General features: G+C 68.9%; 24 protein-coding genes. 8 read left to right on the top strand and 16 right to left on the bottom strand.

Features of this window, described 5'->3' with window-relative positions:
• The first annotated feature begins 403 nt into the window (after nucleotides 1-403).
• Nucleotides 404-1,927 carry a DNA-3-methyladenine glycosylase 2 family protein gene (locus ABIB25_RS18380; RefSeq protein ID WP_502919850.1) on the top strand — a complete coding sequence of 508 codons (1,524 nt, stop codon included), beginning with the start codon at nucleotides 404-406 and terminating at the stop codon, nucleotides 1,925-1,927.
• Complete coding sequence (locus tag ABIB25_RS18375) at nucleotides 1,924-2,436, top strand: methylated-DNA--[protein]-cysteine S-methyltransferase (protein ID WP_354529938.1); 513 nt, start codon at nucleotides 1,924-1,926, stop codon at nucleotides 2,434-2,436. Before ABIB25_RS18380 ends, ABIB25_RS18375 begins: the two co-directional genes overlap by 4 nt.
• Nucleotides 2,437-2,516: 80 nt before the next feature.
• Here ABIB25_RS18375 and ABIB25_RS18370 read toward each other — a convergent pair whose 3' ends face one another.
• The 9 genes from ABIB25_RS18370 to ABIB25_RS18330 form a co-directional block, all read right to left on the bottom strand.
• Nucleotides 2,517-3,209, bottom strand: coding sequence for a sirohydrochlorin chelatase (locus ABIB25_RS18370; RefSeq protein ID WP_354529937.1), 693 nt, complete (start codon nucleotides 3,207-3,209; stop codon nucleotides 2,517-2,519).
• 5 nt (nucleotides 3,210-3,214) lie between these two features.
• The gene (locus ABIB25_RS18365; protein ID WP_354529936.1) at nucleotides 3,215-4,165 is read right to left on the bottom strand and encodes an ABC transporter permease; all 951 of its coding nucleotides are present in this window, start codon (nucleotides 4,163-4,165) and stop codon (nucleotides 3,215-3,217) included.
• Nucleotides 4,152-4,997 (bottom strand): ABC transporter ATP-binding protein, encoded by an 846-nt coding sequence (locus ABIB25_RS18360; RefSeq protein ID WP_354529935.1) that lies wholly within the window; start codon nucleotides 4,995-4,997, stop codon nucleotides 4,152-4,154. The genes ABIB25_RS18365 and ABIB25_RS18360 overlap by 14 nt, the downstream gene beginning before the upstream one ends.
• Nucleotides 4,998-5,001: 4 nt before the next feature.
• Nucleotides 5,002-6,177 carry an ABC transporter substrate-binding protein gene (locus ABIB25_RS18355; protein WP_354529934.1) on the bottom strand — a complete coding sequence of 392 codons (1,176 nt, stop codon included), beginning with the start codon at nucleotides 6,175-6,177 and terminating at the stop codon, nucleotides 5,002-5,004.
• A 25-nt stretch (nucleotides 6,178-6,202) separates the two neighbouring features.
• Nucleotides 6,203-7,645, bottom strand: coding sequence for a sulfate adenylyltransferase subunit 1 (locus ABIB25_RS18350; RefSeq protein ID WP_354530018.1), 1,443 nt, complete (start codon nucleotides 7,643-7,645; stop codon nucleotides 6,203-6,205).
• A gap of 95 nt (nucleotides 7,646-7,740) precedes the next feature.
• Nucleotides 7,741-8,697 (bottom strand): sulfate adenylyltransferase subunit CysD, encoded by a 957-nt coding sequence (cysD, locus tag ABIB25_RS18345; protein WP_354529933.1) that lies wholly within the window; start codon nucleotides 8,695-8,697, stop codon nucleotides 7,741-7,743.
• Complete coding sequence (gene cysC, locus ABIB25_RS18340) at nucleotides 8,694-9,284, bottom strand: adenylyl-sulfate kinase (protein WP_354529932.1); 591 nt, start codon at nucleotides 9,282-9,284, stop codon at nucleotides 8,694-8,696. The genes cysD and cysC overlap by 4 nt, the downstream gene beginning before the upstream one ends.
• Nucleotides 9,281-9,985, bottom strand: coding sequence for a phosphoadenylyl-sulfate reductase (locus ABIB25_RS18335; RefSeq protein WP_354529930.1), 705 nt, complete (start codon nucleotides 9,983-9,985; stop codon nucleotides 9,281-9,283). Before ABIB25_RS18335 ends, cysC begins: the two co-directional genes overlap by 4 nt.
• 242 nt (nucleotides 9,986-10,227) lie before the next feature.
• Nucleotides 10,228-11,934: a nitrite/sulfite reductase gene (locus ABIB25_RS18330; protein ID WP_354530017.1), complete on the bottom strand. Its 1,707-nt coding sequence runs from the start codon at nucleotides 11,932-11,934 to the stop codon at nucleotides 10,228-10,230.
• Between the two features lie 400 nt (nucleotides 11,935-12,334).
• On the opposite strand from ABIB25_RS18330, the gene ABIB25_RS18325 reads away from it, so the two are divergent.
• Nucleotides 12,335-13,513, top strand: coding sequence for a DNA recombination protein RmuC (locus tag ABIB25_RS18325; protein WP_354529929.1), 1,179 nt, complete (start codon nucleotides 12,335-12,337; stop codon nucleotides 13,511-13,513).
• Between the two features lie 87 nt (nucleotides 13,514-13,600).
• Complete coding sequence (locus tag ABIB25_RS18320; RefSeq protein ID WP_354529928.1) at nucleotides 13,601-14,062, top strand: DUF6542 domain-containing protein; 462 nt, start codon at nucleotides 13,601-13,603, stop codon at nucleotides 14,060-14,062.
• Between the two features lie 17 nt (nucleotides 14,063-14,079).
• Here ABIB25_RS18320 and ABIB25_RS18315 read toward each other — a convergent pair whose 3' ends face one another.
• Entirely contained in the window at nucleotides 14,080-15,045 is a 966-nt protein-coding gene (locus ABIB25_RS18315) for a 4-hydroxy-3-methylbut-2-enyl diphosphate reductase (protein WP_502919849.1), read from the bottom strand.
• Nucleotides 15,046-15,139: 94 nt separating this feature from the next.
• On the opposite strand from ABIB25_RS18315, the gene ABIB25_RS18310 reads away from it, so the two are divergent.
• The 3 genes from ABIB25_RS18310 to ABIB25_RS18300 are packed head-to-tail and all read left to right on the top strand — an operon-like array spanning nucleotide 15,140 to nucleotide 17,827.
• Entirely contained in the window at nucleotides 15,140-16,219 is a 1,080-nt protein-coding gene (locus ABIB25_RS18310) for a hypothetical protein (RefSeq protein ID WP_354529926.1), read from the top strand.
• The gene (gene xseA / locus ABIB25_RS18305; protein WP_354529925.1) at nucleotides 16,216-17,472 is read left to right on the top strand and encodes an exodeoxyribonuclease VII large subunit; all 1,257 of its coding nucleotides are present in this window, start codon (nucleotides 16,216-16,218) and stop codon (nucleotides 17,470-17,472) included. Before ABIB25_RS18310 ends, xseA begins: the two co-directional genes overlap by 4 nt.
• Nucleotides 17,473-17,509: 37 nt before the next feature.
• The gene (locus ABIB25_RS18300; RefSeq protein WP_354529924.1) at nucleotides 17,510-17,827 is read left to right on the top strand and encodes an exodeoxyribonuclease VII small subunit; all 318 of its coding nucleotides are present in this window, start codon (nucleotides 17,510-17,512) and stop codon (nucleotides 17,825-17,827) included.
• A gap of 93 nt (nucleotides 17,828-17,920) precedes the next feature.
• On the opposite strand, the gene ABIB25_RS18295 is transcribed toward ABIB25_RS18300, so the two are convergent.
• Nucleotides 17,921-18,472 carry a DUF4245 domain-containing protein gene (locus ABIB25_RS18295; protein ID WP_354529923.1) on the bottom strand — a complete coding sequence of 184 codons (552 nt, stop codon included), beginning with the start codon at nucleotides 18,470-18,472 and terminating at the stop codon, nucleotides 17,921-17,923.
• Nucleotides 18,473-18,617: 145 nt separating this feature from the next.
• On the opposite strand from ABIB25_RS18295, the gene ABIB25_RS18290 reads away from it, so the two are divergent.
• A complete protein-coding gene (locus ABIB25_RS18290; protein WP_354529922.1) occupies nucleotides 18,618-20,054 on the top strand; it encodes a class II fumarate hydratase in 1,437 nt (478 codons plus the stop codon).
• 30 nt (nucleotides 20,055-20,084) lie between these two features.
• Here ABIB25_RS18290 and ABIB25_RS18285 read toward each other — a convergent pair whose 3' ends face one another.
• The 5 genes from ABIB25_RS18285 to ABIB25_RS18265 form a co-directional block, all read right to left on the bottom strand.
• Nucleotides 20,085-21,971: a hypothetical protein gene (locus ABIB25_RS18285; RefSeq protein ID WP_354529921.1), complete on the bottom strand. Its 1,887-nt coding sequence runs from the start codon at nucleotides 21,969-21,971 to the stop codon at nucleotides 20,085-20,087.
• Between the two features lie 112 nt (nucleotides 21,972-22,083).
• A complete protein-coding gene (gene phoH2, locus ABIB25_RS18280; RefSeq protein WP_354530016.1) occupies nucleotides 22,084-23,373 on the bottom strand; it encodes an RNA 5'-3' helicase PhoH2 in 1,290 nt (429 codons plus the stop codon).
• Between the two features lie 374 nt (nucleotides 23,374-23,747).
• On the bottom strand, nucleotides 23,748-25,352 hold the full coding sequence (locus ABIB25_RS18275) for a sensor histidine kinase (protein WP_354529920.1): 1,605 nt from the start codon (nucleotides 25,350-25,352) through the stop codon (nucleotides 23,748-23,750).
• A 2-nt stretch (nucleotides 25,353-25,354) separates the two neighbouring features.
• On the bottom strand, nucleotides 25,355-26,047 hold the full coding sequence (locus ABIB25_RS18270; protein ID WP_354529919.1) for a response regulator transcription factor: 693 nt from the start codon (nucleotides 26,045-26,047) through the stop codon (nucleotides 25,355-25,357).
• Between the two features lie 190 nt (nucleotides 26,048-26,237).
• Entirely contained in the window at nucleotides 26,238-26,615 is a 378-nt protein-coding gene (locus ABIB25_RS18265) for a DMT family transporter (protein ID WP_354529918.1), read from the bottom strand.
• Nucleotides 26,616-26,676 lie beyond the last annotated feature (61 nt).

The following is a 26,676-nucleotide window of genomic DNA, read 5'->3' as shown; positions in this document are numbered from 1 at the left end:
TCTGGCAGGTCGAGCTCTGGCAGGTCGAGTGGGCCAGTCTGTGAAGCGCTCCCCCGGTGTCGGGTCGGAATTTCGCCCCGCGGACCCGACTCTGCCTCCGCGCTGATCAACTTCCACGAAATACATGAACTTGCCGTTTTTGGGACTGGTGGGACAGAAAGCGACGAGTTCACCTATTTCTGCGAAGTTGATCAGCGCGAACAGCCAATGAAAACCACTCGAATGGCAGCACTTTCGCCCTGCAGCGCCCGCTGGTCGGACCCGCTGTCGGTGTGCGTCCCTACCTTCTGAGCCATGCCCGCGACGACCTCCAGCGCCCTGCTCCCGACAGACCACCGTCCGGTCGTCGTCGCCGACTGCCGTGTCCGAAAACCGCCAGCGGCGATCTCATGGGACTGGCACAGTGACGGATGTGATCAACGACCTGGACGCCGCCTACCGAGCGGTGCAGACGCGGGACGCCCGGTTCGACGGGCAGTTCTTCACCGCCGTGAAGACCACGGGCATCTACTGCCGACCGGCCTGCCCGGCGCGTACCCCGCTGCAGCGCAACGTCGATTTCTATCCCACCTCGGCCGCGGCCCAGGCCGCCGGCTTCCGGGCCTGCCGACGCTGCCTGCCCGATGCCGCGCCGGGCTCCCCCGAGTGGAATCTGCGGGCCGATACCGTCGGCGCGGCCATGCGCCTGATCGGGGACGGCCTGGTGGACCGGGAGGGTGTCCCCGGGCTGGCGTCCCGGCTCGGGTACACCCCACGGCACCTCGGCCGGATGCTGACCGCGGAGGTCGGGGCCGGGCCGTTGGCCCTGGCCCGCGCCCGACGAGCCCACACGGCGCGGGTGCTGCTGACGACCTCCGACCTCCCGATCGGCGACATCGCATTCGCAGCCGGCTTTTCCAGCATCAGACAGTTCAACGAGACAATCCATCAGATCTATGCAGCCGACCCGAGCACGCTGCGCTCGCACCACGTCGGGCGCAGTGCCGGCTCTGGCACTCTGACCCTCCGACTGGCCGTTCGCGAGCCGTTCGCGGGCGATGCCCTGCTGGATTTCCTGGCTGCCCGTGCGGTCAGCGGCGTGGAGTACGTCGACGGACGGACCTACGGCCGGACCCTCCGCCTGCCGGCCGGGGTGGGCACCGTGGCCCTGGAATTTCCGGCTCCCGGCGCCCCGGCGGTGGTCATCGCCACCCTCCGGCTGCGGGAACTGTCGGATCTGGTCCCGGCGGTCGATCGGTGCCGGCGTCTGCTCGACGCCGACGCGGATCCGAAGCGGGTGGACGAGCAACTGGCCACCGACCCGCACCTGGCCGACTCGGTGCGCGCGTGCCCCGGTCTTCGGGTGCCCGGGGCGGTCGACGGCCCGGAGATCCTGCTACGGGCCATGTTCGGCCAGCAGGTGTCGGTGGCTGCGGCCCGGACGACCCTCGGAAAGTTGACGGCCGCCGTCGGCCGCCGGATGGATCTCGCGTCCTGCGGTACCGACACCAACCCTCGCCTGACGCATCTGTTCCCGGCACCCGCCGACCTCGCCGAGATGGACCCCGAGCGCATTCCCGGTCCGCGTCGACGGGCCGAGTCCATCGTCAGCGCGAATACCGCGATCGCGGCGGGTGACCTACGGATCGACGCCGGCCGGCGCGGGAGCGAGCTCGCGGCCGAACTCGTCGGCTTCCCCGGCATCGGACCGTGGACGGCCCAGTACGTCAGTCTGCGGGTCCTCGGCGATCCCGATGTGCTGATGACCGGGGATCTCGTGCTGCGGCAGGGCGCTGCCGCCGTGGGGCTGCCCACCGATCCGGCCGCACTACTCGACCACGCCCGGGCGTGGAGTCCCTTCCGGTCCTACGCCGGCCTGCACCTCTGGCGTCTGGCCGGCAATTCCTCTTCGAGAACACCTGTCTACGCTACGAAAGGCACGTCATGAGCACTGCACTCACTTCCACCGTGAACACCCCGATCGGCCCCTTCACCGTGATCACGACCGACGGCGATGACCGCCGTGCCGTCCTGGCCTCCGGCTGGACGGGAGACATCGGTGATCTGCTCCCGGTCATCTCTACCGCCCTGCGACCCACGTCGACGTCGGTCGTCCCGTCCATCGAGGGCGTGACCGAGGCCATCATCGCCTACCACGAAGGCGATCTGTTGGCGATTGATGATGTTGCGGTGCAGCAGAAGTCGGGACCTTTCCTGTCCCACGCGTGGGACGTGCTCCGCCAGGTGAAGCCCGGACAGCCGGTCACCTACTCCGAGTTCGCGGAGCTCAGCGGACGGCCGACGGCGATCCGCGGCGCCGCTTCCGCCTGCGCGCGCAACGCGGCCGCACTGTTCGTCCCGTGCCATCGGGTGCTGGGATCGGACGGCAAGCTGCGCGGATTCCGCTGGGGCCTGCCGGCCAAGCAGTGGCTGCTGGACCACGAGAAGGTCGCCTGAACCGACCTCGTCCGGTCGGATCTCGGCCCGGGTTCGAGCTCGGCCGGGTTCAGGTTCGGCCGGGTTCAGGTTCGGCCGGGTCAGCGGCGGGCATCGTCGTACCGGTCGAGCACCAGCTGGGCCATGGCCACGCCGAGCGGTTCGGTCACCGCTACGCCGAGCTCGGATGCCCGGCGGCCGACCTGGTCGAGCAGCAGGCCCGGCGCGAGGAACAGCGAGACCACCGCCGGTGGTGTCGCCCATTCCTCGTCCAGCGCCTCGCTGGCTCGTGGAGCTGCTGTGGCGAACACCGCGCGGACTGGTGCCCGACGGACCGACGACCACAGCAGAGCCAGGTCGGCGACGGCCTCGTTGGCGACGGGATCCGAGGTCCCGACCGCCAGCAGCAGGATCTCCTGGTCCTGCCGCACGCCGATCCGGCGCGCCTGGTCCTGGAGCGCGGCCAGCACCTCGGGCCCCAATCCGAGGATCTCGCCGGTGGTCAGTTCGGTGCCGGCGGCGGCCGCGGCAGCGCGAACCGCCTCCGGCACATCAACTCTGGCGTGAAAAGCCTGCGCGAACAGCAGCGGGAGGACGATCGCACCGGGCGTGTCCAGCCGGATGACGGCCGTGGTCAGGTCCGGCTCCGCGAGATCGAGAAAAGCCGAAGTGACCACCAGACCGGGTCGAAGGGCAGCCACGGCCGCCATCAGTTCGTCGATGGCCACCGCTGCCCGCGGGTCACGACTGCCGTGGGCCAGGCCGACCAATGGCGGGCCGACGAAGGTAGCCACCCCGGTCACCGGGCTGCGGGTGTCAAACCTCGGGCAGAGAGGATCACCCGCTCCACGGGACGGAAGAAGATCAGCTCGATGCCGATTCCGACCAGGAAGATGAGAATCAGCGCGGTGTACATCGTCGGCGGATCGGACAGGTCACGGCCCTGGTTCATCAGACCCCCGAGGCCCAACCCGAGCTTGGAGGAGGTGACGATCAGTTCGGCGGCCATCAAGGAGCGCCAGGAGAAGGCCCACCCCTGCCGGAGCCCGGCCAGATAACCCGGCAGTGAGGCCGGGATCAGCACGTCCTTCATCAGACCGAGCTGCCCGAGACCGAGCACCTTGCCCACCCTGGACAGCAGCGGCGGTACCTGGTCCATCCCGGAGAGCAGGCCATTGGCGATGGACGGCACCGCGCCGAGCAGCACGACGGCGTAGATCGACCCGCTGCCCAGGCCGAACCAGAGCACCGCCATCGGCACCCATGCGACGGAAGGCAAAGACTGCAGGCCACTGAGCAGAGGGCCGACCGACGACCGCAACCACCTGAACCGGAAAAGCGTCAGACCGATCGCCGTGCCGAGCACGATGGACGCGGCGAACCCGATCAGACCGCGGCTGACGCTGGTCCAGATCACGCTGCCCGCTGATCCATCGGAGACCATCGATGCGAACGTGGTCCAGACGCTGGCCGGAGACGGCAGGGCAAATTCCGGCTCCCACTTCCGCACGTAGGCCAACTCCCACAGCCCGAGGAACGCAAGCAGTGCGATCAGCGGCGGGTAGAAACCCGATAGAAAACGCTTCCAGGCGGGACGCCGAGTGACGACGTGCGTCTCCAGGGCGTCCAGGCCGGCACCGACCGCCGCGGTGTCCTCGCGTTCCAACTGCTCCTCGGCGCCGACGGCGTTCAGGCCCTGCTCGAGAGTCACCCCCGATCCGGAGGTCTTGTTCAGATCAAGCGTGGGCATGGCTGGCGATCTCCTCCCGCAGTCGCAGGGTGATCTCCGCCGCCAACGCCGACACCTCCGGGTGTTCGATGGTGCGCGGGCCCTTGATGTCGACCTTCCACTCGCCCACCACCCGACCGGGACGGGACGACAGCAACACCACGCGCTGACCCAACCGGACGGCCTCGCGGACGTTGTGGGTCACGAACACCACGCTGTTCCCGGTGCGCTTCCACACCCGGGTCAGCTCGTCGTGCAGCACATCCCGGGTGATCGCATCCAACGCGGCGAAAGGTTCGTCCATCAGCAGCACCTGCCCGTTCTGCGCCAGCGCCCGAGCCAGTGCCACCCGTTGCCGCTGCCCGCCGGACAGCTCGTGGATCCGGCGCTTCGCGGTGCCGCCGAGCCGGACCAGTTCCAGCAGTTCCTCCACCCGAACGGCACGGGCAGCCCGCGGCACTCCGGCCAGCTTCAGCGCGAGGGAGATGTTCGCCCCAGCGGTCAGCCACGGGAACAACGCGGCCTCCTGGAACATCAGCGCCGGCCGCCCCGCCGTGCCCACGGTGCCGGCAGTCGGCTGGTCCAGCCCGGCAATCAGGTTGAGCAGGGTGGACTTGCCGCACCCGGAGGCGCCCAGCAGGCAGACGAACTCGCCGGGCGCGACGGACAGGTTGATGTTGTCCAACGCCGCGACGTTGCCGCCCGGACCGCGGAACACCTTGGACACGCCGTCGATCAGGACGCCGGGGGTGACCTCCGGCGCGGGTGCCGGCGCGGGCGGCACCACGCGGGGATCGTCCTGGTTGAAATCCAGTTCGTCCAGATCGACGGACGCTTCAGCGAGGGTCGTCATCAATTCACTCCTGACCGAGACCGTCGGCGCTGACCGGGCTCTGGCCGGACGCCTTGAGCAACTTGTTCAAAATGCGCAGATCGAAGATGCCGTTGATGTCCGGGACCGTCTTGAGCAGGCCACCGTCCACCGCATGCTGGCCGGAGGAGGTGTAGGTGGAGGCCAGCGGGTCGTAGGTGACCTTGATGTTCTTGAACGAACTGCTCATCACCGAGTCCGACAGCTTCTTGCCGGTCAGCGTGCCGATGGCATCGTTGATCGCCGCCGACGACTTGGTCGGGTCCGCGGTGATCTCCGCGGCCGCAGCCAGTTCGCCGGAGATCAACGCCTGCACCGTGTCCGGGTGCTCGTCCAGGAACTTCTTGCCGACGATGAGGATGGTGGTGGGGAATTCCTTGTTCGGCCACAACGTGCTCTCGTCGACCAGGGTCTTGCCGCCGGCCTCGACCAGCCGTGAGGCCCACGGCTCGGGCAACCAGCCGCCGTCCACCTGGCCTGACTTGAACAGGTCCAGCGTCTGCGAGTTGTCCTGGTTCACCACGTCGACGTCGCTGCCGCCGTTGGTCTGCACCTTCAAGCCGGCCTTGAACAGGTACTCCCGTAGCGCGACATCCTGGGTCCCACCCAGTTGGGGCGTCGCGATGGTCTTGCCCTTGAGGTCGGCCACGGAGTTGATCCCGGCCTTCACCACCAGGGACGCACCGTTGTCGGTGGCTCCGGCGACGATGCGCAGCGAATCGCCCTTCGACTTCACGTAGGAGTTGATCGCCGGGCTCGGCCCGAGGAAGGCTGCATCGATGGCGCCGGCGTTCAACGCCTCGATCGCCGCTGGACCGGCTTTGAAGACCTGGGTATCGAGTGTGGTGCTGCCCAAAGCCTTTGTGAATGTGCCGTCCGCCACCCCCAGCACGGCAGCCGCGTGGGTGACATTCGCGAAGTAGCCCAGCCGAAGGGTTCCGGCGGCTGTGCCGGCTGCGCCCGACGTGACGGCCGCAGCGGATACTGCACCTCCGCCGGCCGACGAAGCGGCGCCTGTGGTGGTTGATCCGGTGGTGGATGCGGCGGTGGAACTGGAACCGCACGCAGTGGTCACGGCGACGACGCCGGCGAGCACCGCGGCGGCCAAGAGTCTGGAACGAGCAAGGAGTCTGGAACGACGGAGAACCAGGGAGCCTGGCATAGGAGAGCCTTTCGGAACCGGACCGCTACGGGCCGGGAGTCGGGAAGTTGTCGGAGGGCACGGCTGCCTCGCGCGCTGCGGAGGCGTTGCCCGGGGGGAGAAGATCGGTCTCGGGTCGACATCGCCCGGTCGCCGGATCGACGTCGGAGGACGGCAGGTCGCCGGCCTCGGCGAAACTCGCACGCAGCGCGGCCCGGCGGTCTCCGACCATCCCGGCGGCCAGGGTGGTGCCGTCGGCGGGGTCGATGACCAGCAGGGAACCGACGGCGCCGCCGGGGCGGAACGGTTCCACCGGAACTCCTTCGACGGTGCGCAGGGTGACCTGCGCGATGTCGTTGAGCGACAGTGCGTCCGGGGCGGGATGTTCGGTCAGGGTATCGATGTCCAGCAGGTGCTCGAGCCGCGAGACGATCACCCGGTGGGTGGCGGTGCCGTATCGCAACAACGCCCGCATGCCGGGCCGCAACCCCTTGTCCGCCAACTGGGTCACCGTCGCGGAGAACTCCGTCACCGGCTCCGGCGCCCCGCTCGACTCGACATCCGTGCCGACACCGATGCCGGCGATCAGGTCCCCGCGGGACAGGTCGACGTCGTCGGCCAACAGGAGTGTCACCGAATCACCGGCCACCGCGACATCCTTGGCGCCGTCCGCGGTGTCGATCAGGGCAACGCTGCTACGGCGACCCGACGGCAACACCACGACTTCATCGCCCGGACGCACCGACCCGGCGGTGATCCGACCGGCGTACCCGCGGTAGTCCGAATATTGCGCGGAACGGGGCCGGATCACGTATTGCACCGGGAACCGCAACTGGCCGGCGCTGGCGGTGTCGGTGAGGTCGACCTGCTCCAGATGTTCGAGGATGCTCGGGCCGTCGTACCAGCCGATCCGCTCGGAGCGGGTCACCACGTTGTCGCCGTGCAACGCCGAGATCGGGATCGCGGTGACCTCCCCGATTCCCAGATCCACCGCATAGCGGTCGAACTCGGCCGCGATCGAATCGAAGACGTTCCGGTCGAAGTCGACCAGGTCGATCTTGTTCACCGCCAGCAGCAGGTGCGGAACCCCCAGCAATGCCGCTACCGCGGCGTGACGGCGCGTCTGCGCGATGACGCCGGTCCGGGCATCGACCAGGATGATCACCAGATCAGCGGTCGACGCGCCGGTCACGGTGTTGCGGGTGTATTGCACGTGTCCCGGCGTGTCGGCGAGGATGAAACTCCTGACGCCGGTGGCGAAGTAGCGGTAGGCGACATCGATGGTGATGCCCTGTTCCCGCTCGGCGCGGAGTCCGTCGACGAGCAACGAGAGGTCGGGGCTGTCCAGACCACGCGCGGCCGAGGTCCGCTCCACCGCGTCCAGCTGATCCGACAGGACCGACTTGGAGTCATGCAGGAGCCGGCCGACCAGGGTGGACTTGCCGTCGTCGACCGACCCGGCCGTGGCGAACCGCAACAGCCCGCGCACCGAGGACGCCGGACGGCTCGGATCCGTCGCCGGCAGCCCTGGTTGGCCCAGAACTGCGGCGGTCGAGCCGGTGTGATTCAGGGAGACCTCGCCCATCAGAAGTACCCTTCCTTCTTGCGGTCTTCCATGGCGGCTTCGGAGAGCTTGTCGTCGGCGCGGGTGGCGCCGCGTTCGGTGATCCGGGTGGCGATGATCTCGGTGATCACCGCGGCCACATCACTTGCGTCGGAATCGACCGCTCCGGTGCACGACATGTCGCCGACCGTCCGGTACCGAACCTGCCTGCGCTGCAGTACCTCTGAGCCGACCGGGCCACCCCATTCACCAGGGGACAGCCACATGCCGCTGCGGTTGAACACCTCACGATCGTGGGCGTAGTAGATGTCCGGCAACACGATCTGCTCGGCCTCGATGTAGTTCCAGACGTCCAACTCTGTCCAGTTGGAGATCGGGAACACCCGGACGTGCTCACCCGGTGCGTGTCGCCCGTTGTAGAGATCCCACAATTCCGGACGCTGACGACGAGGATCCCAGCCGCCGAAACCATCACGCAGGGAGAAGATCCGCTCCTTGGCCCGCGAGCGTTCCTCATCCCGGCGGGCCCCGCCGATCACCGCATCAAAGCGTTCCGCCGCGATGGTGTCCACCAACGGGACCGTCTGCAACGGGTTCCGCGTCCCGTCCGGACGTTCGGACAGTCGGCCGTCGTCGATCCAGTCCTGCACATGCGCGACCTTCAGCCGCAGATCGCCCGCCGCGACGACGGCATCGCGGTAGGCAATGACCTCCGGGAAGTTGTGGCCGGTGTCCACGTGTAGCAGCGAGAACGGGATCGGCGCAGGATGGAAGGCCTTGCGCGCCAGGTGGAGCACCAGGATGGAGTCCTTGCCGCCGGAGAACAGGATCACCGGACGCTCGAACTCGCCCGCCACCTCCCGCAGGATGTGGATGGCTTCGGACTCCAACGCCTTCAGATGACCACGCGCATGGCCGGCGGCCGACAACGCCTGCGGCACCACGTCCGTCTCCGCGCTCGTTGACACTGCGTTCATCGGGATACTCCCTTGGTGGACAGCAGATCCAGCAACTTCCCGACGGCGCCGGCCTGGTCGAGGACGGCGGTGTCGATCCGCAGATCCGGGTGGTCCGGGATCTCGTAGGGATCGTCCACCCCGGTCATCGAGGTGATCTCACCCCGAAAAGCCTTGGCGTACAGACCCTTGACGTCCCGCTGCGCGCAGACCTCCACCGCGGTCGACACGTGCACCTGCAGGATTGCCGTGCCGTTCGCCTCGTGGTGGGAACGGACCTTGTCACGCGCGGCGGCATAGGGCGCGATCACCGGCACCAGGACCACCACTCCGTGCGACGCGAGAAGCTCGGCCACAAAACCGATCCGGTCCACGTGGGTGTCCCGGTCGGCGCGGGAGAATCCCAGCCCGGCCGACAGGTGCGTCCGCACCTCGTCACCGTCCAACACCTCGACGTCGACACCGGCGGCCCGCAGCCGATCGGCCAGGGCGAAGGCCAACGTCGTCTTGCCCGCGCTGGGCAGGCCGGTCAGCCACAGGGTCACGCCGACCGCCCGACCCGGCGCTGAAGGATTCGCGGCGGTGTCCGCGGTCTGTGTGCTCGTCACGTGTGCAACCCACATTCGGTCTTGCTCAGGCCGGCCCAGCGGCCGGCTCTCGCGTCCTCGCCGGGCGCCACCCGGCGGGTGCACGGTTCGCAGCCGATCGACGGATACTCCGCTGACAGCAACGGATTCACCAACACGTGGTATTCCAGGACGTAGCGGTCGACGTCCTCGTCCGACCAGGTCGCGAGCGGGGCGATCTTCACCCGGCCACGCCTCTCGTCGAAGGACACGACCGGGGTGTTCGCGCGGGAGGCTGATTCCGCACGGCGCAGACCTGTTGCCCACGCGTCGTACTGGTCCATCGCCGCGTTCAACGGCGCCACCTTGCGCAACGCGCAGCACAGATCGGGGTTGCGGGAGAACAGCTCCGGCCCGTACTGGGCATCCTGCTCCGCGACGGTCTGCAACGGCAGCAGCCGGCGGAGCTTGACGTCGTAGACGGCTTCCACCGCGTCGGCCGTCCCGATCGTCTCCACGAAGTGGTAGCCGGTCTCCAGGAACAACACCTCGATCCCCGGCTTCACCCGCGCCGCCAGATGCGCGAGCACGGTGTCCTGCATCGACGCGGTCACTGCAAGGCCGTCACCGAACTCCTCCACCGCCCAGGTGAGGATCTGCTCGGCCGTCGCGCCCTCCAACTCGGCCGCACCCCTGGCAGCGGCAGCCGAGAGATCAACGGCGGAGCGAACTGTGGTGATCATCGGGTAACCCCTTCGTGGGCTGTGCCCGGTGTTCCACTGACCGCAGCGCCGGCGGCTGCATCCTGCGCAGCGCCGGCAACCGAGGAAGAATTCCCGGCGCCGGCAAGTCCGATGAATCTCACTGCGAACACGCGACGGCAGTCGCGGCAGCTCCACGCACCGTGGGACTCCTCGTGCGGCCACAGGTTCGTCTCGCCGCAGTAGGGGCAATACTGCGCGGGTGCGCGATTTTCAGACATCCGTTATCTCAACGCACCTTCGTCGGCGCGCGCGACCCAGCTGGCGAAGCGCTCACCCGGCTCGCGGGATGCGGTGTAGGAGTTGACGATCCGCTCGACGTAGTCAGGAAGCTCGTCACCGGTGATCTTGTGGCCGCGGACCTTGCGCCCGAACCCGGCGTCGAGCCCCAGACCGCCGCCCAGGTGCACCTGGAAGCCTTCGACCTGTTCGCCGTCGGCATCGGTGACGATCATGCCCTTGAGCCCGATGTCGGCGATCTGCGTCCGTGCGCAGGCGTTCGGGCAACCGTTGATGTTGATGGTCAACGGCACGTCCAGATCGCCGAGCCGCTTCTCCAGTTCGTCGACCAGCGCGATACCGCGCGCCTTGGTCTCGACGATCGCCAACTTGCAGAACTCCAAACCGGTGCAGGCCATCATGTTCCGCCGGAACGTCGACGGCGTGGTCGGCAAACCCAACTCCAGAAGGCCGGCCTGCAACGACGCCAGCTGATCGGCCTCGATGTCCAGGATCACCAGGGACTGCTCGGTGGTGGCCCGCACCCGGCTCGAACCGTGCGCTTCGACCAGGTTCGCGATGTCGGTCAGCAGCTTCCCGTTGACCCGGCCAACGGTCGGAGCAATCCCGACGTAGAACTTGCCGTCATTCTGCGGATGCACCCCGACGTGGTCACGCGGGCCCTCCCAGACCGCCGGTGCCGGGCCGTCGGTCAGCGTCCGGTGGAGGTATTCGGTCTCCAACACCTCGCGGAACTTCGCGATGCCCCAGTCGCCGACCAGGAACTTCAGCCGGGCGCGGTTCCGCAGCCGCCGGTATCCGTAGTCGCGGAAGATCGAGATGACGCCCTTCCAGATCTCCGGGATCTCCTCGATGGTCGCGAAGACCCCGAGTCGTTGCGCCAGCATCGGGTTCGTCGACAGTCCGCCGCCGACCCAGACGTCGAATCCCGCACCCAACTCCGGGTGTACGACGCCGACGAAGGAGATGTCGTTGATCTCGTGCGCGACGTCCTGACGCGGCGAACCGGAGATCGCCGTCTTGAACTTGCGCGGGAGGTTGGAGAATTCGTCCGAACCGATGAACTGGTCCAGGATCGCCTGCATCGCGGGCGTGCCGTCGATGATCTCGTCCGCCGCGATCCCCGCCAACGGCGACCCGAGGACCACCCGGGGGACGTCGCCGCACGCCTCGGCGGTACTGAGCCCGACGCCTTCCAGGGCCTCCCAGATGTCCGGGACGTCCTCGATCCGGACCCAGTGCAACTGGATGTTCTGCCGATCGGTCAGATCCGCGGTGTCGCGGGCGTAGCGCGTCGACACCTCCCCGATCGTCCGCAGCGCGGCCGTGGTCAACAGCCCACCGTCGACGCGGACCCGCAGCATGAAGAACGGATCCTCGAGCTCGTGCGGCTCCAGCACCGCCGTGCGGCCACCGTCGATGCCAGGGGCCCGCTGGGTGTAGAGGCCCCACCAACGGAAACGGCCCCGCAGATCACCAGGGTCGATACCGTCGAAACCCGTGTGGCGATAGATATTCTCGATCCGCGCCCGGCAGTGCAGGCCGTCGTCGTCCTTCTTCATCCGCTCGTTGGGATTGAGTGGCTCGCGGTGACCCATCGCCCACTGGCCCTGCCCGCGTCCGGCGTCCGGTCGCTTCCGCGCCGGGCGCGGGGCGCCGGCGGCATCGGGAGCGGGGCGGACCGACGTCATCTCGGCCGCGGTCACGCGGGAGTCGGTCACGGACCGATCAATCTGGGGTGTGGCTGAAGGCACGGCGAATCCTTGCGGAGGTGAGCCGGGCACGTGTCAGCGGCAATCAATCCGGAGCATGGCGATCCGGGCCGTCAACGCATACCCGACGGCTGGAAAGAGCGGCGGGGTCAGCGTTGAGCGCAACAGGCAGCGCTGGAGACGCGCGAGAGATCGATCTCGCGACGGCACACCAACGGAACTCCCTGGACGGACACGGTGCCGAGCATACCGCGCCGATACCCAGGCGCCTCGCCTTCGCGTCTCAGCCTGTGGGACGCAGGACCAGAGCGTGAGACCTGACGCGCCACCCCGACAGCTCCCGGGGAAGACTGTCGGTGCCCCGGGGGAAGCTATCGGCATGAACGCAACCGGGCTGCTGATCGGCGCCCTTCTCATCGCGGTCGGCGTCGGGATCGGCATCGCCCTGGCCGCGGGGTGGTGGCGCGAGAACTCCGCCGGCAGAACGAACCCGACGCTCGAGGTGGCGGCACTGCTGGCTCCGGCGTCGGACGCCCTGGTTCGGGTCGAGCAACGGTTGCGCGAGGTGGAGCGCGATCGGGCCGGCGCCTACGCCGGCCTCTACGAACAGGTGACGGCCCTGCATCGCACGTCAGCCGAGCTGGGCGCCCAGACCAGGTCGCTGGTCGGTGCGCTGCGAGCGCCCGCCGTCCGCGGCCGGTGGGGCGAGGTCCAGCTCCAGCGCATCGTGGAACTGGCCGGGATGCTCGAGCACTGCGACTTCGACACCCAGGTGTCCGCCGCTGTCGCGGACGCCGCCGGGGTCCGGCCGGACATGATCGTCCGATTGGCCGGCGGGCGGCACATCCCGGTGGACGCCAAGGTCCCGTTCGACTCCTGGCTGCAAGCCCGCGAGAGCAACGACGAGATGCGTCAGCGCCAACTGATGGGTCTGCACGCGAGGGCCGTGCGTGCCCACGTCGACGCTCTCGCCGCCAAGTCCTATTGGAAGCACTTCCAGCCATCACCGGAGTTCGTGGTGATGTTCGTGCCGGGTGAGCCACTGCTGGATGCGGCGATGACGGTCGACCCGGGCCTCACCGAGTACGCCTTCAGCCGCAAGGTGGTGATCACCACCCCGACCACGCTGATCGCCCTGCTCCGGACCGTCGCCTTCACCTGGCGGCAGGAGCGACTGTCGGAGTCGGCCGAGGCGATCCATGCGCTCGGACTCGAATTGCACGGTCGTCTGGCCACTCTCGGCTCGCACTTCTCGCGGCTGGGCAACGGGCTGGAACGCGCCGTCGATTCCTACAACAGCGCCGTCGGCTCGATCGAGAGCCGGGTCATGGTCACAGCCCGCCGCTTCACCGATCTCGGCGTCAGCACGCTGGATCTGCCCAGCCCGGAACCGGTGCTGACCACCCCGCGAAGACCTCAGGCACCCGAGTGGCTTGCCGCAGACGGCACACCAGATCCACCGGTGGTCGAGATGGCGACCCACCACCTGACCCTTGACGACCTCGCCTCCGGTCAGCACCGGGTGTTCGGACAGGCCCCGGGAAACGCCGTGGGGTGAGAATTTCGGACTGCTTCCTCCCGTGGGTTCGGTGCCGTGCGCTGCGACGATCACCGAAAATCGGGCATCTCCCGCTACCGTGAGGGGGTGAACACGCCTGACAACCGCCCGGTGCCGTCCAGGCCGACCCTGGCCAACGCGTCCGCGGTGCCGACGATCACCGGAATTCCCTCCTGGGCCGCCGTTCTGGTCGCCGTCCTGCTGACTGCGCTCGGTGCCACCTTCGACGGCCTGGTCTCCGGTGTACTGACCTGGGGCTTCCGCATCGGGTTCGTGGCGGGAGTGGCTCTGGCCGCAGTGCTGGTCCGACGTGGCTCGATCTTCACTGCGATGGTCCAGGCTCCACTGGTCATGGTGGTGGTCATCTACATCTCGTTGCGTCTGCTGGCGACCGAGCGCATGACGATCACGCTCATCAAGGTCGTCGACGCCTTCCCGACGATGCTGATCGGGACGGCCGTCGCCGTTCTGCTGTGCGTCATCCGCATCTTCGCGCAGCCACTACGCCGGCCGAAGAAGGCTCCCGCCCCGCAACGCGCCAACGTGTGACGGGTCCGGCCGACGAATCAGGCAGGACGCAGGTCCCGGCGCAGTTCCTTGGGTAGGGAGAAGGTCAACGTCTCCGTCGCCGCGGTGAACTCCTGGACATCGCCGAACCCGCGTGCGGCGAGCCATTCGAGCACTCCCTCGACCAGGTCCTCGGGAACCGAAGCACCGGAGGTCAGACCGACCGTGGTGACGCCCTCGAGCCACGCCTCGTCCACTTCGTGCGCGTAGTCCACCAGGTAGGAGCTCCGGGCCCCGGCGTCCAAAGCCACCTCGACCAGCCGAACCGAATTCGACGAGTTCTGTGATCCGACCACGATGACGAGGTCGCAGTCCGGCGCGATCTGCTTGACCACTTCCTGACGGTTCTGCGTGGCGTAGCAGATGTCGTCGCTCGGGGGTGCACTCATCAGCGGGAACCGGCGGCGCAGCAGATCGACGGTTTCCAGGGTCTCGTCCACCGACAGGGTGGTCTGCGACAGCCAGATGACCTTCTCCGGATCCTTCACCTCGACCCGATCCACGTCGGAGGCGTCCTGCACGAGTTGGATGACGTCGGGCGCCTCGCCCTGGGTTCCCTCGACCTCTTCGTGGCCGCGGTGTCCGATCAGCAGGATGTCGTAGCCCTCCGAGGCGAACTTCTTGGCCTCCTTGTGCACCTTGGTGACCAGAGGGCAGGTGGCATCGATCACCCGGAGATCACGCCGGGCGGCCTCCTCGTGCACAGCTGGCGAAACACCGTGGGCCGAGAACACCACCAGGGCGCCCTCCGGAACCTCCTCGGTTTCCTCCACGAAGATCGCTCCGCGGGCTTCCAGAGTGGCCACCACATGCTTGTTGTGGACGATCTGCTTGCGGACGTAGACCGGTGCGCCGTACTGCTCCAGCGCCTTCTCGACCGTGATCACCGCACGATCCACCCCGGCGCAATAGCCGCGGGGGCGGGCCAGCAGAACTCGTTTGGCGGGGGCAGTCATGGTCTCCATCGTAGGCGGCAGCGCCGCGCTGCTCTCCCGATCGCAGTCGACACGAATGACCCCGGACCGCATGCCAGCGCCGACCATGGGGCACCCTGGAGCAATGGCCATCACGCTGCCCATCGGTATCCGCGTCGCCGCCGGCCTCCTGGGCACGGCCATCGACCGCATCACCAAGCTGCCCGAGGAACTTCCGACCCTTGGCGTCACTGTGGTCGGGCAGGTCTTCAAGACCTCGATGCGACTGCGTCAGGAGGTCGCCGAGCTGGCCACCCGCGGCGACGATCTGCTGTCCGGGATCACCGGCGGAGCGCAGGAGAACCCGCCCTGGGCAACGTTCGACGAGGATGAAGACGGGGACGGGGTCCACGAAGCTGTCGACAACGGCGGCGGCGAGAGCGATGACCACCCAGCCTCTGCCCGGTTGACACCACCAGCACCGGGACCAGCAGAAGCGTCGGCGAGCCCGGCGTCGGCCCCGACGACGGCAACCGGCCCGACCGCGACCGGCCCGATGGCGACCGGCCCGGCGGCGACCGGCCCGATGGCGACCGGCAGGACAGCGACCGGGCTGACCGCCGCAGCACCGGCCGGCGGCCGGCGGCCGGCGAGCAAGGGCATTCCGGTTCGTCCTGCGATGCCCGCCCGGGTCGTCACGCCCGGCGATGCCGCCGACGCAGCCGAGGCGCGGGCCACGGCCCCCCCGCCCCCGAAGACGCCGAAGGTCGGCCCGGTCCGCAAGCCCCGACGCCCTGCTGCTGGTTCCGGCCATACCGGCACTCTCGCGGTTGCCACGCCGGCCGGCACTCCCACGCCAGCCACCACCACGGCCACCACCACGCCGGCCGCCACAGCCACCAGAGCCACGGGAACGGCCACCCCCACCACAGCGGACAACGTCACGGAAGCCATGTCCAACCGCCGTACCTCGGCCCGCCCCTCGACCGCGGGCGGCCCCGCCGGCGTCCGGAGCCACCCAGGTTCCGGAGTAGGCCTGCCCGACGGCCAATTGATCGGCCCGGACCACCAGTTGAGCGTCTCGGAGCTCAAGGAACGCCTGCTGGCCGTTGACCTGCCCGTCGTGCGGGCCCTGCTCGCCCAGGAGGAAGCGGGACCGCAACGGGCGGCCTTCCTCACGCTGCTGACCAACCGGATGACCACCCTCCAACACGAGCATCGGTGACCGAACCGACCGGCGGCGGCCCCCAGGGCCGTCCGCTCCGGGCCGGTGACACCACCCGACAGAATCCCTGGCCGGTACGGGCGCTGTCCCAGCGCATGGCGGAGTACATCTCGAAAGCGCCGGCGGCATGGATCGAAGGCCAGATCGCCCAGCTCAACATCAGGTCCGCCACTGCCTTCCTGACGCTCCGCGACCCATCGGTCGACCTGTCCGTGCAGGTCACCTGCTCGAGGGCGCTGCTGGCCTCGCTCCCGGTTCCCCCGACGGAGGGGTCACGGGTGGTGGTCCACGGACAGTTCGAGTTCTATCCGGCGAGGGGTTCGCTCTCGTTCCGGCTGGACCAATTGCACCCCGTCGGACTGGGTGAACTGCTGGCCCGCCTCGAGCGGGTCCGGCGCCTGCTGGCCGCCGAGGGCCTCACCGCGGCGGCGCGGAAGAAGCCGTTGCCCTTCCTCCCGCGCACGGTGGGTCTGATCACCGGCCGCGCCAGCGCCGCCGAGTCCGACGTGCTGGCCAACGCCCGCGCCCGGTGGCCCGCCGTCCGGTTCCGGGTCGAGAACACGGCCGTCCAGGGTGTGGGCGCTGTCACCGGAATCATCGACGCGCTGCAGAGACTCGACCGGGCGTCCGACGTCGACGTCATCGTGCTGGCCCGTGGCGGCGGATCGGTCGAGGACCTGCTGCCGTTCTCGGACGAAACCCTCTGCCGCGCCGTCTCCGACTGCCGGACGCCGGTGATCTCCGCGATCGGCCACGAGCCCGACCACCCGATCGTCGACGATGTCGCCGATGTGCGCTGCTCGACGCCGACGGATGCCGGCAAGCGGGTCGTCCCGGACGCGGCCGCCGAGAGCCGCGGTGTCGAGCAACTGCGGGCCAGAGCCCGGCGAGCACTCACCGGATGGGTCGATACCGAGTCAGCGCGGCTCGGGCGGCTGACCTCCGCCGCGGTCCTGCAGGACCCGATGAGCCCCCTGCTCGTCAGGGCCGACGGGGTACGACGGACCCGGGAACGGGCCCGATCGGTGATCGCCGCCAGGCTCGACGGCATGGATCGGGATCTGGCCCATCGGCGCGCTCAGCTGCTGGCGCTCGGGCCGGCGGCCACCCTGGCCCGTGGCTACGCGGTGGTGCAGGTCGGCATCACCATCCTGCGGTCGGTCGGCCAGGCTCCAGCCGGCACGGCTTTGCGTATCCGGGTCGCCGACGGCGCGTTGGCGGCGACCAGTGCGGGTGCGGAACAATTCTCATGACCGACCGGAGAACCCCGGCGAAGAACAGGACATCCCGTTGAGCGACCCGACCGAACCAACCGAACCCACTGCGCCGAAAGCCGCCAGGACCCCGGCGAAGAAGCCGAAGAACGCTGACGTCGACGCTCCACAGTCAGCGGCCGCGGATACCCAGGCGGCGGTCGCGACGTACGAGTTGGCCCGCGACGAACTGGCCGCCGTGGTGTCGAAGCTGGAATCCGGCGGCTTGAGCCTGGACGAGTCGCTTTCACTCTGGGAGCGCGGCGAGCATCTGGCCGGCGTCTGCAATCGCTTTCTCGAGGGTGCCCGCGAACGGGTGGAGGTCGCACTGGCCCGCGCCGACGGCGACGACTGACTGCGAAACCGGTTCGGCACGAACAGCTTCCATCACCGGGGAAGAAGAGCCCGTCATGGTGCCGCCGGAGTCGTCATGTTCGGAGGCCGCCCGTCAGGCCACGATCGTCCCGGCCAGCGTCGTGAAGTCGGCCACGGTGGCATTGCCGGTGATCAGCAGCGTCACTGCGCCGGCCGTCCGGGTCCAGGCCGTTTCCTGCCGTACACCCGGGCTGACGGTCCAACTCGCACCACCGGCGGTGACGGTGCCGCTGACCGCCCCGCTGGTCTGCCCGATCTCCGCGCCCAGCACCGCGGCCACCGGCCCCGACGACTCGATCAGCGTGATGTATGAACCGTCCGGGGTCAGCCAGCCGGCGCGCACCGTCGGCGGCGCCTCCTTGGTACCGGGCGGATCGGTGATGGAGAAGGAACTGCCCTTCCACGCGGCAGGCACGCCCTTGGGCACGATCACCGCGAACCCGGCAGTTCGGCCGGCGGTGCCGAACCGGCCCTGGACGTCCGCGGTGGCAGCGATACCGCCCGACGCCTTGCCCGGTGAGAACGAGAAGCCGCCGTTCAGGATGCCCAGGATCAGCACACCCACGACGATGACGCCCATCGAGATGGTCATGTCCCGGACGGTCTTGTTCCTGCGATCAGCCACCACCTCATGCTCCCACGCGCTGCGATTGGCCGGGTTCCCGCGGCCACGGCCAGATGAAGCAGCCGACCGCCCCGGCACCTGCTGTGACGCAGATCGGAGGCGCTCGGCTGGCTACGCCTGATCGCGCCCGGCTAGCGTGAGGTGCATGGCAGAACACAACGGCGCGTTCCCATCAGCGGAGACGACAGCCTCAGACAGCGGCGAGTACCGCATCGAACACGACACCATGGGCGAGGTGCGGGTACCGGTATCGGCCCGCTACCAGGCCCAGACCCAGCGGGCCGTCGAGAACTTCCCGATCTCCGGACGTGGCCTCGAGCGCGGTCAGATCCGGGCCCTGGCCCTGATCAAATCGGCCGCCGCCGGGGTCAACGCCGAGCTGGGGGTGATCGACGCCGAGATCGCAGCGGCCATCGGACGCGCAGCTGACCTGGTCGCCGCCGGTGACTTCGACGCAGACTTCCCGATCGACGTCTTCCAGACCGGGTCGGGCACCAGTTCCAACATGAACACCAACGAGGTGCTGGCCACGCTGGCTTCGGAGTCGTTGGGCCGCAGGGTGCATCCGAACGATCACGTCAACGCGTCGCAGTCCTCCAACGACGTCTTCCCGACGTCGATCCACGTCGCCGCCACCGAAGGCGTCGTCCGCGACCTGATCCCGGCCCTCGATCACCTGGCCGCCTCGTTGGAGGCCAAGTCGCAGGAGTGGTCCGGCGTGGTCAAGTCCGGCCGCACCCACCTCATGGATGCCACCCCGGTCACCCTCGGGCAGGAGTTCGGTGGCTACGCTGCGCAGATCCGCGGCGGTATCGCGCGGCTGACGTCGAGCCTGCCGCGGCTCGCCGAACTCCCCCTCGGCGGCACGGCCGTCGGCACCGGCATCAACACTCCGCCCGGATTCTCCCCGGCCGTCATCGCCAGTCTCGCGACGAAGACCGGGCTTCCGTTCACGGAGGCCGCCAACCACTTCGAGGCGCAGGGATCCTGCGATCGGCTGGTCGAGACGTCCGGCCAGTTGCGGAGCATCGCCGTCGCGCTGGTCAAGATCTGCAACGACATCCGCTGGATGGGCTCGGGTCCGCGGGCCGGCCTGGCCGAGATCCACCTACCCGATCTGCAGCCCGGTTCCTCGATCATGCCCGGCAAGGTCAACCCGGTGCTGCCCGAGGCGACCGCCATGGTCGCCGCCCAGGTGATCGGCAACGATGCGACGGTCGCGTTCGCCGGCACCACCGGCTCGTTCGAGCTGAATGTGATGCTCCCGGTGATCGCCCGGAACCTCCTGGAGTCGATCCGGCTGCTCTCCAGCGTCACCCGGCTGCTGGCCGATCGCTGCATCTCCGGGATCGTCGCCGACGAGGAGCGCTGCCGGGTCTACGCCGAGTCCTCTCCCTCGATCGTCACGCCGCTGAACAAGTACATCGGCTACGAGGAGGCCGCCTCGGTCGCCAAGCAGGCGCTGAAGCAGGGCAAGACCATCAAGTCGGTGGTCACCGAGCGCGGCCACGTCGACAACGGCACGCTCACCCTTGCGCAGCTCGACGCCGCACTCGACGTGCTCTCCATGACCCACCCGTAGTACCGACCCACCGAGCCGGCCGGGCGGGCGTCACCGGCTGTGGCGTCCGCCCGGCGACGGTTCGTCGCCGTCCGGATCGGCATCCGCTTCGCGGCCCGGATCGGCATCCGCTTCGCGGCCCGGATCGGCATCCGCTTCGCGGCCCGGATCGACGGAAGGCTGGTCAGTGAAGTCCGGCCGCCAAGCCCCGGTCTGCGGACCGGCGATCTCGGTCGGCGGCTGTTCGGTGAAGTCCGGCCGCCACGCGCCCGTCGGCGGGCCTGCCTCGTTCCTCGCATCCGGAACGTCGCCTGTGCCGAAGGATCCCGGCCGACCCGGAGTACCCGAGGGCGGCAGATACGTGGTCGGCTGGTCGGCGGTGTCGTCCGGCCGATAGGTGTTGCCCGACAACAGACCTGGATTGTCCGGGTTGTCACGGCCGGACAGCAGGCCGTGCTCGCCGGGGTGATATCCGGTGTAGCCACCGGTCTGCCCGCTGTATCCGCCCAATTGTTCCGTTGGACGGTCCCCGAGGTAGGCGGTGGGGGCATCGGAGTTCGCCGCTCCAAGGGCATCCGTGGCCCGTTGGTGTTCTGCCGCAGCACCTTCGGCGAGAATTCTTTCCTTCTCGCGCATGTCGGCGTCCAGCCGGTGTCGACGCCGCTGCAGCATCCAGACGGCGAAGCCGATCCAGAGCAGCACGATCACACCGAGGACGTACCACGGCCACACCAGGCGTGAACCCGAAGACGCACTCCCGGGCACCGGCGCCGCCGCCGAGGTTACCGGCGCTGACGAGACCACTGACGGCGAGGGGGAGGCAACGGTGACCGGCGGGACGACGGCCGAGCTGACCGGCGCACTGGAGACGGCCGCCGAAGACGCCACCGGGGTGCTGGAGGGCGGCGCGCTGGAGATCGGAGCACTCGACACCGGCGGCGCGATGACCTGGAAAGAGGCGACCCCGGTCACCTTCGATTTCGCCCCGACGATGCGGAGCAGGTGGGTGCCGACCGGCAGATCGGCCGGCACGATGAAGGCGATCCTGACCACCCCGTCGGAGTCCGCCTTGGCCGCCGGCAGCGAGCGCGGCGCGGAGTAGAGGGTGACCGAGACGAACTCACCCTTGGTGAAGCCGGCGAACAGCACCTCCTGGTTCCCACCGGCCACGACTGTCGACGCCTTGATCGTCTTCGGCGACACCGTGGTCGGGACGGCGGCGATGATGCTCGTGCTCTGCGAGGTCGGCGTTGGCGTCGGCGTCGAACTACTGGAGGTGGAGGACACCGGGGCGGTGGACGCCGGCGTCGACGTCGGCGAGCCAGAGCCCGAGCCCGCAGCAGCGGCGTAGACGAGCGGAACCGAGAGGGATTGCGAGGTGTCCGAGCCGCTGTCGGCCTTGGTGTAGACCGCGCAGGGCACCTTGGAGCAGTCGAGGGCGTCCGAAGCCGGGTTGGAGGCGGGCAGCGTCAGGTTGACCGAGAACGCCCCACCGCTGAACCATTTCGCGCCCACCGGGCCACCGCCGGCCGGCGTCGTGCCCGCGGTGGTGATGTGGCCCCAGGAGGTGCTGGTGTTGGAGTTGGGGATCGCCCCGCCGACGCAGTCCGCCAGGTTGGCCGGCGCCTTCCCGTCGGCGTGGCAGATCACCACCCAGAGCCCGGCGCCGCCGTCCATCTTGAAGCCGTTGCCGACGACGTTGATCGTCCCGCCCGCGGCCGTCAGCCCACTGGCCGGCTCGACCGACAGGGAGATCTTCCCGACGGTCGTGGTCACCGGAGCGGCGGCGGCCGCCGGAACCGCCAGAACGACGCCAGGACCGGCAAGGGCAGTCTGGTCGAGCGCGATCACGAGGCCGGCCACCACCACCGTGACCGCCGCGAGAGCGGCCGCGGTACGGCGGCGGAGCGACGGGGCGAGGTGCATTCCGATGGTCACCGGATCATTTTGTCCCACGACGTACTGCGATTCGGTGAGCAGGCTTGCACGGCGTGTGATTTCACACGCCATCGGCCCGCCCACCGATCCGCCGAGCTCAGCTCGATCCAGCTCAGCTCAGCTCAGGGAACTCCAGCAGCTCGGTCACCAGGGCGGCGATCGGCGAACGCTCCGACCGGGTGAGGGTCACATGGGCGAAAAGGGGGTGGCCCTTGAGCGCCTCGATGACGGCGGCGATCCCGTCGTGCCGCCCGACCAGCAGGTTGTCCCGCTGCGCGACGTCGTGGGTCAGCACTACTCGCGAGTTGGTCCCGAGACGGGACAGCACGGTCAGCAACACGTTGCGCTCCAACGACTGTGCCTCGTCGACGATGACGAAAGAATCGTGCAGCGAGCGGCCGCGGATGTGCGTCAGCGGGAGCACCTCGAGCATCCCCCGCGCGATGACCTCCTCCACGACGGCTGGCGAGGCGATCGCCGACAGCGTGTCGAAGACGGCCTGCGCCCACGGCTGCATCTTGTCGTTCTCGCTGCCCGGCAGGTAGCCGAGCTCCTGGCCGCCGACGGCGTACAGCGGACGGAACACCACCACCTTGCGGTGGGCGCGCCGCTCCATCACCAGATCCAGTCCGGCGCAGAGCGCCAGCGCCGACTTGCCGGTGCCGGCCCGGCCACCGAGCGAGACGATGCCCACCTCGTCGTCCATCAGCAGGTCGAGGGCGATACGCTGTTCGGCCGACCTTCCCCGGAGGCCGAACGCCTCCTTCTCGCCCCTGACCAGCCGGATCTGCTTGCCCGGGGTCACCCGGCCGAGCGCGGAACCGGTCGGCGTGATCAGCTTGACGCCGGTGTGACAGGGCAGCTCCCTGGCCACGTCGGCGTCGATCAGGCCGGTGTGGAACAGCGTGTCGACCTGCTCGGTGGTGACGTCGAGCTCGGCCATCCCGGTCCACCCCGAGGAGACCACGTCCTGGGCGCGGTACTCGTCGGCAGCCAGCCCGACGGCGGAGGCCTTGACCCGCAGCGGCATGTCCTTGGACACCAGGGTCACGGACCTGCCCTCGGCCGCGAGATTCAGCGCACAGGCCAGGATCCGGGAGTCGTTGCTGTCATTGCGGAAACCGGCCGGGAGCAGCGAGGGATCGGTGTGGTTCAGCTCGACATGCAATGTCCCCGGACCGATCTCACCCGTCTTCCCACCGATCGGGACGGGGGCGTCCAGCCTCCCGTGCTCGATGCGAAGGTCGTCCAGCATGCGCAGGGCCTGGCGGGCGAAGTACCCGAGTTCGGGGTGATGACGCTTTGCTTCCAATTCACCGATGACCACCAGCGGCAGGACCACCTCGTGCTCCGCGAACTTCGTCAGTGCCCAGGGATCCGACAGCAGGACGGACGTGTCGATGACATACGTCCGGCGGTGCGGGGCGGCGGCAGCCTGGGGGGATGTCGGGGCGGCGGCAGCCTGGGGGGGTGTCGGGGCGGCGGCAGCCTGGGGGGGTGTCACAGAGGCGGAACGGCGTGGGACCACGAACAGCTCCTTGACGGCGCGGGCACGCGCGCCTTGCAGAGTGGACCGGTGGTCCCCATCCCGATCCGGCACTTCGCCGGCGAGGAAAAAGGGCCCGCTACCGGCCCTCTCACTGTCCTGTGCTGGAAATGTCCGGCACTGTCCAATCGGGGCCTCCCGTGTGTTCCGCAGTACTGCGGTGCACTGATTCGGACGCTACCCGGGCGATTCCGGCCAATCCCGCAGAAACGCGAGGAGGCGGGTGAACATCAGGTTTCGGGTGTGTTGAGGGCGTCGTCCGGCCGCGCGGAACGTGACACGACCGACATCTGGCCACCGGGGGATGGCAGGCCGCCACCCGACGGGGCGGCGGCCGAGAACGCGAGCGCGGAGAGGTCGATCGGGCCGGTATTGACCCCGACCGGCGCCCCGGTGGCCAGCCCGGTGACGGCGGCCGTCCCGACCGGTCGCGGCAGTACGACCGTCATCGTGAGACCACCACCCCGGGCGTTCGCGGCCAGGATCCGGCCGGAGTGCGACCTGACGATGGCCGCCACGATGGACAGACCCAGCCCGCTGCCGCCGTTCTCCCTCGACCTCGACTCGTCCTCCCGGAAGAAGCGGTCGAAGAGCCTCGGGAGGGCCTCCGGAGCGACGCCCGGACCGTCGTCGGTGATGCTCACGGCGATCTCGTCGTGGCCCGGCAGCAACGAAACCGTCGCCGTGGTCCCGGCCGGCGTGTGCGTCCGGACGTTGGACAGCAGGTTGGCGAACAGCTGGTGCAACCGCAGCCGGTCCCCCACCACGTTGGTCATCCGGGTCGCGCCGACCAGACGCCAGGTCCGGGATCCGTCGATCACCGCCGCGTCGTCGACCACCCCCACCAGCAACTGGGCCAGATCCACCAACTCGTGCTCGCGGGCCTTCTCCGCATCGGCCTTGATCAGGGTCAGCAGGTCCTCCACCAGGCCACCCATCCGCCTCGCCTCGAAGCCCATGCGGTTCATCGCCTTCGCCACCGAGGCCTCGTCCGGGAGCATGCCGGCGCGGTAGAGCTCGGAGTAGCCCTGCACCGCGGCGACCGGGGTGCGGAGCTCGTGCGAGGCGTCGGCGACGAACTGGCGGAGTCTGGCCTCGTTGCGCTGCTGCTCGTCGAGCAACCCGTTGATGCCGTCCAGCATGCCGTTGAAGGCGGTGCCCAGCCGGCCGATCTCGGTGCTGGGATCTCCGGGGGCGACTCGTCGTTCCAGCTCGCCCCCGGCGATCTCGTCGGCCGCGGTGGCCATCGCCTCGAGGGGCCTCAGTTCGCGCCGGATGATCAGGCTGGCCACCAGCCCCAGCAGGATCAGCAGGCCGACGGTGATCAGGAACTCCAGGAACACCAGTTGGCTCAGCGTGGCGGTGACCTCGTCCAGATCGCTCCAGGCCACCAGGTAGACCGGACTGTTCGACGGATCGAAGATGACGACGGCCAGGATCCGGTATCGGGCCGACGAACCGGAGACGTCACCGACGGTGCGGGCCACCCCGACGGGCGGCGGATTGCCGAAGTCGGGGGTCCCGATCGGGTCGCGCGGCGGCTGCACGATCACCTGCGCCGTCCCTGACCTGGTCACCACCGTCCAGCCGACCTCGCTGCGCAGCGGGTTGTTCTTGGTCAGTTCGGTGAGCGAGGACGAGTTGATCGTGGCCGGCAGTTTCTGGACGACGCTGGCCAGGCCCTTGTCCCGATCGGAGATCAGGGCCGCCCTGACGTTCAGCGGCACGATCACATCGACCGCGATGAGCGCGAGGGCCGCCACGGTCAGCACCACCGCGATCAATCTGACGCGCAGCCCCCACCGGCGCCGCGGGGGCAGAACGGCCGCGGACATGGTCAGCGCCGCGGGACGCGCAGCACGTAGCCGAAGCCGCGATGGGTGTGGATCAACGGCTCACCCGTCGCGTCGACCTTGCGCCGCAGGTAGGAGATGTAGGTCGCGACCACCGAGTCGTCGCCGTAGAAGTCGGTGCCCCACACCGCGTCCAGCAACTGCTGGCGGGACAGCACCACGTTGGCGTTGATCATCAGGTGGCGCAGCATCTTGTACTCGGTCGGAGCCAGCTCGATGGGCACCCCCGCCCGGCTGACCTGGTAGGTCTCGGGATCGAGCTCGAGGTCGGCGACCTTGAGCACGCCGTCTGCGGCCAGATCGGGACGGACCCGCCGGAGAACGGCCGTCACCCTGGCCGCCAGCTCCTCGAGTCCGAACGGCTTCGTCACGTAGTCGTCGCCGCCGGCACTCAGACCGGCGATCTTGTCCGCCGGTGTGTCCCGGGCGGACAGGAAGACCACACCGGCATCGACCCCGGCCGCGCGGACCCGCCGCATCACCTCGAGCCCGTCGAAATCGGGCAGCATGATGTCCAGGATGATCAGGTCGGGGCGGACGTCGGTGGCGACTCGCACAGCCTCGCGGCCGGTGGCCGCGACGCTCACGTCGTAGCCGAGGAACCGCATCGACGTGGCGACGATGTCCTGCAGGGAGGGCTCGTCGTCGACCACCAGCAACTTGGACTGCGCCGTCATCTGTGGTAGCTCACTCTTCTCGTCCGCGCGAGGCACCGCCTCGACTGCTCCACCATGCCTGATGGTGACCGTGCTCCGGCGTCCAAGGGGTGGCCACCGGTGAGGACAACATCTCATTCCACCAGGGTGAACGCCTGGTCTAGGGGTGTGAAGCGGATGGGAGAGCCAGCTCGCCGCCGACCCCGTCCGCTCAGCTGCTGGGCGCTGTGGTCACCACGACGATCAGACCGGCGACCACCATCACCGTCCCCACCCACGTCCAGGCGTTCGCCCGCTCGTTCAGGATCACCGTACTGGCCACCAGGATCACCACGTAGCCGAGTGCGTTGAACGGATAGGCGACGCTCAGCGGGACCCGCGACAGGGTCACCAGCCAGGCCACCGCGGAGACCCCGAAGATGACCAGCCCGCCGAGGATCCACGGTGAGGTGCCGGCCGTCAGGATCAGTGACTTCCCCTGGGCCGCCGCTGCTTCCTTGGCGATGTTCATACCGTTCTTGAGCACCAGCTGGCCGGTGGCCGCCAGGGCGACCGCGAACAGCAGGATGCCGAGACTGGCCAGGCTCATGCGGGCTCCTCTGCGCGGTGTGTCGGCTGCGGGGACGATTGCCCTCGGGGCGGGATCGGCG

The sequence above is a fragment of the Nakamurella sp. UYEF19 genome (assembly GCF_040546275.1).
In the GTDB taxonomy this organism is placed as follows: domain Bacteria; phylum Actinomycetota; class Actinomycetes; order Mycobacteriales; family Nakamurellaceae; genus Nakamurella.
Note: the sequence above shows the minus strand (reverse complement) of the source record. Positions and strands in the feature narration are given on the sequence as shown.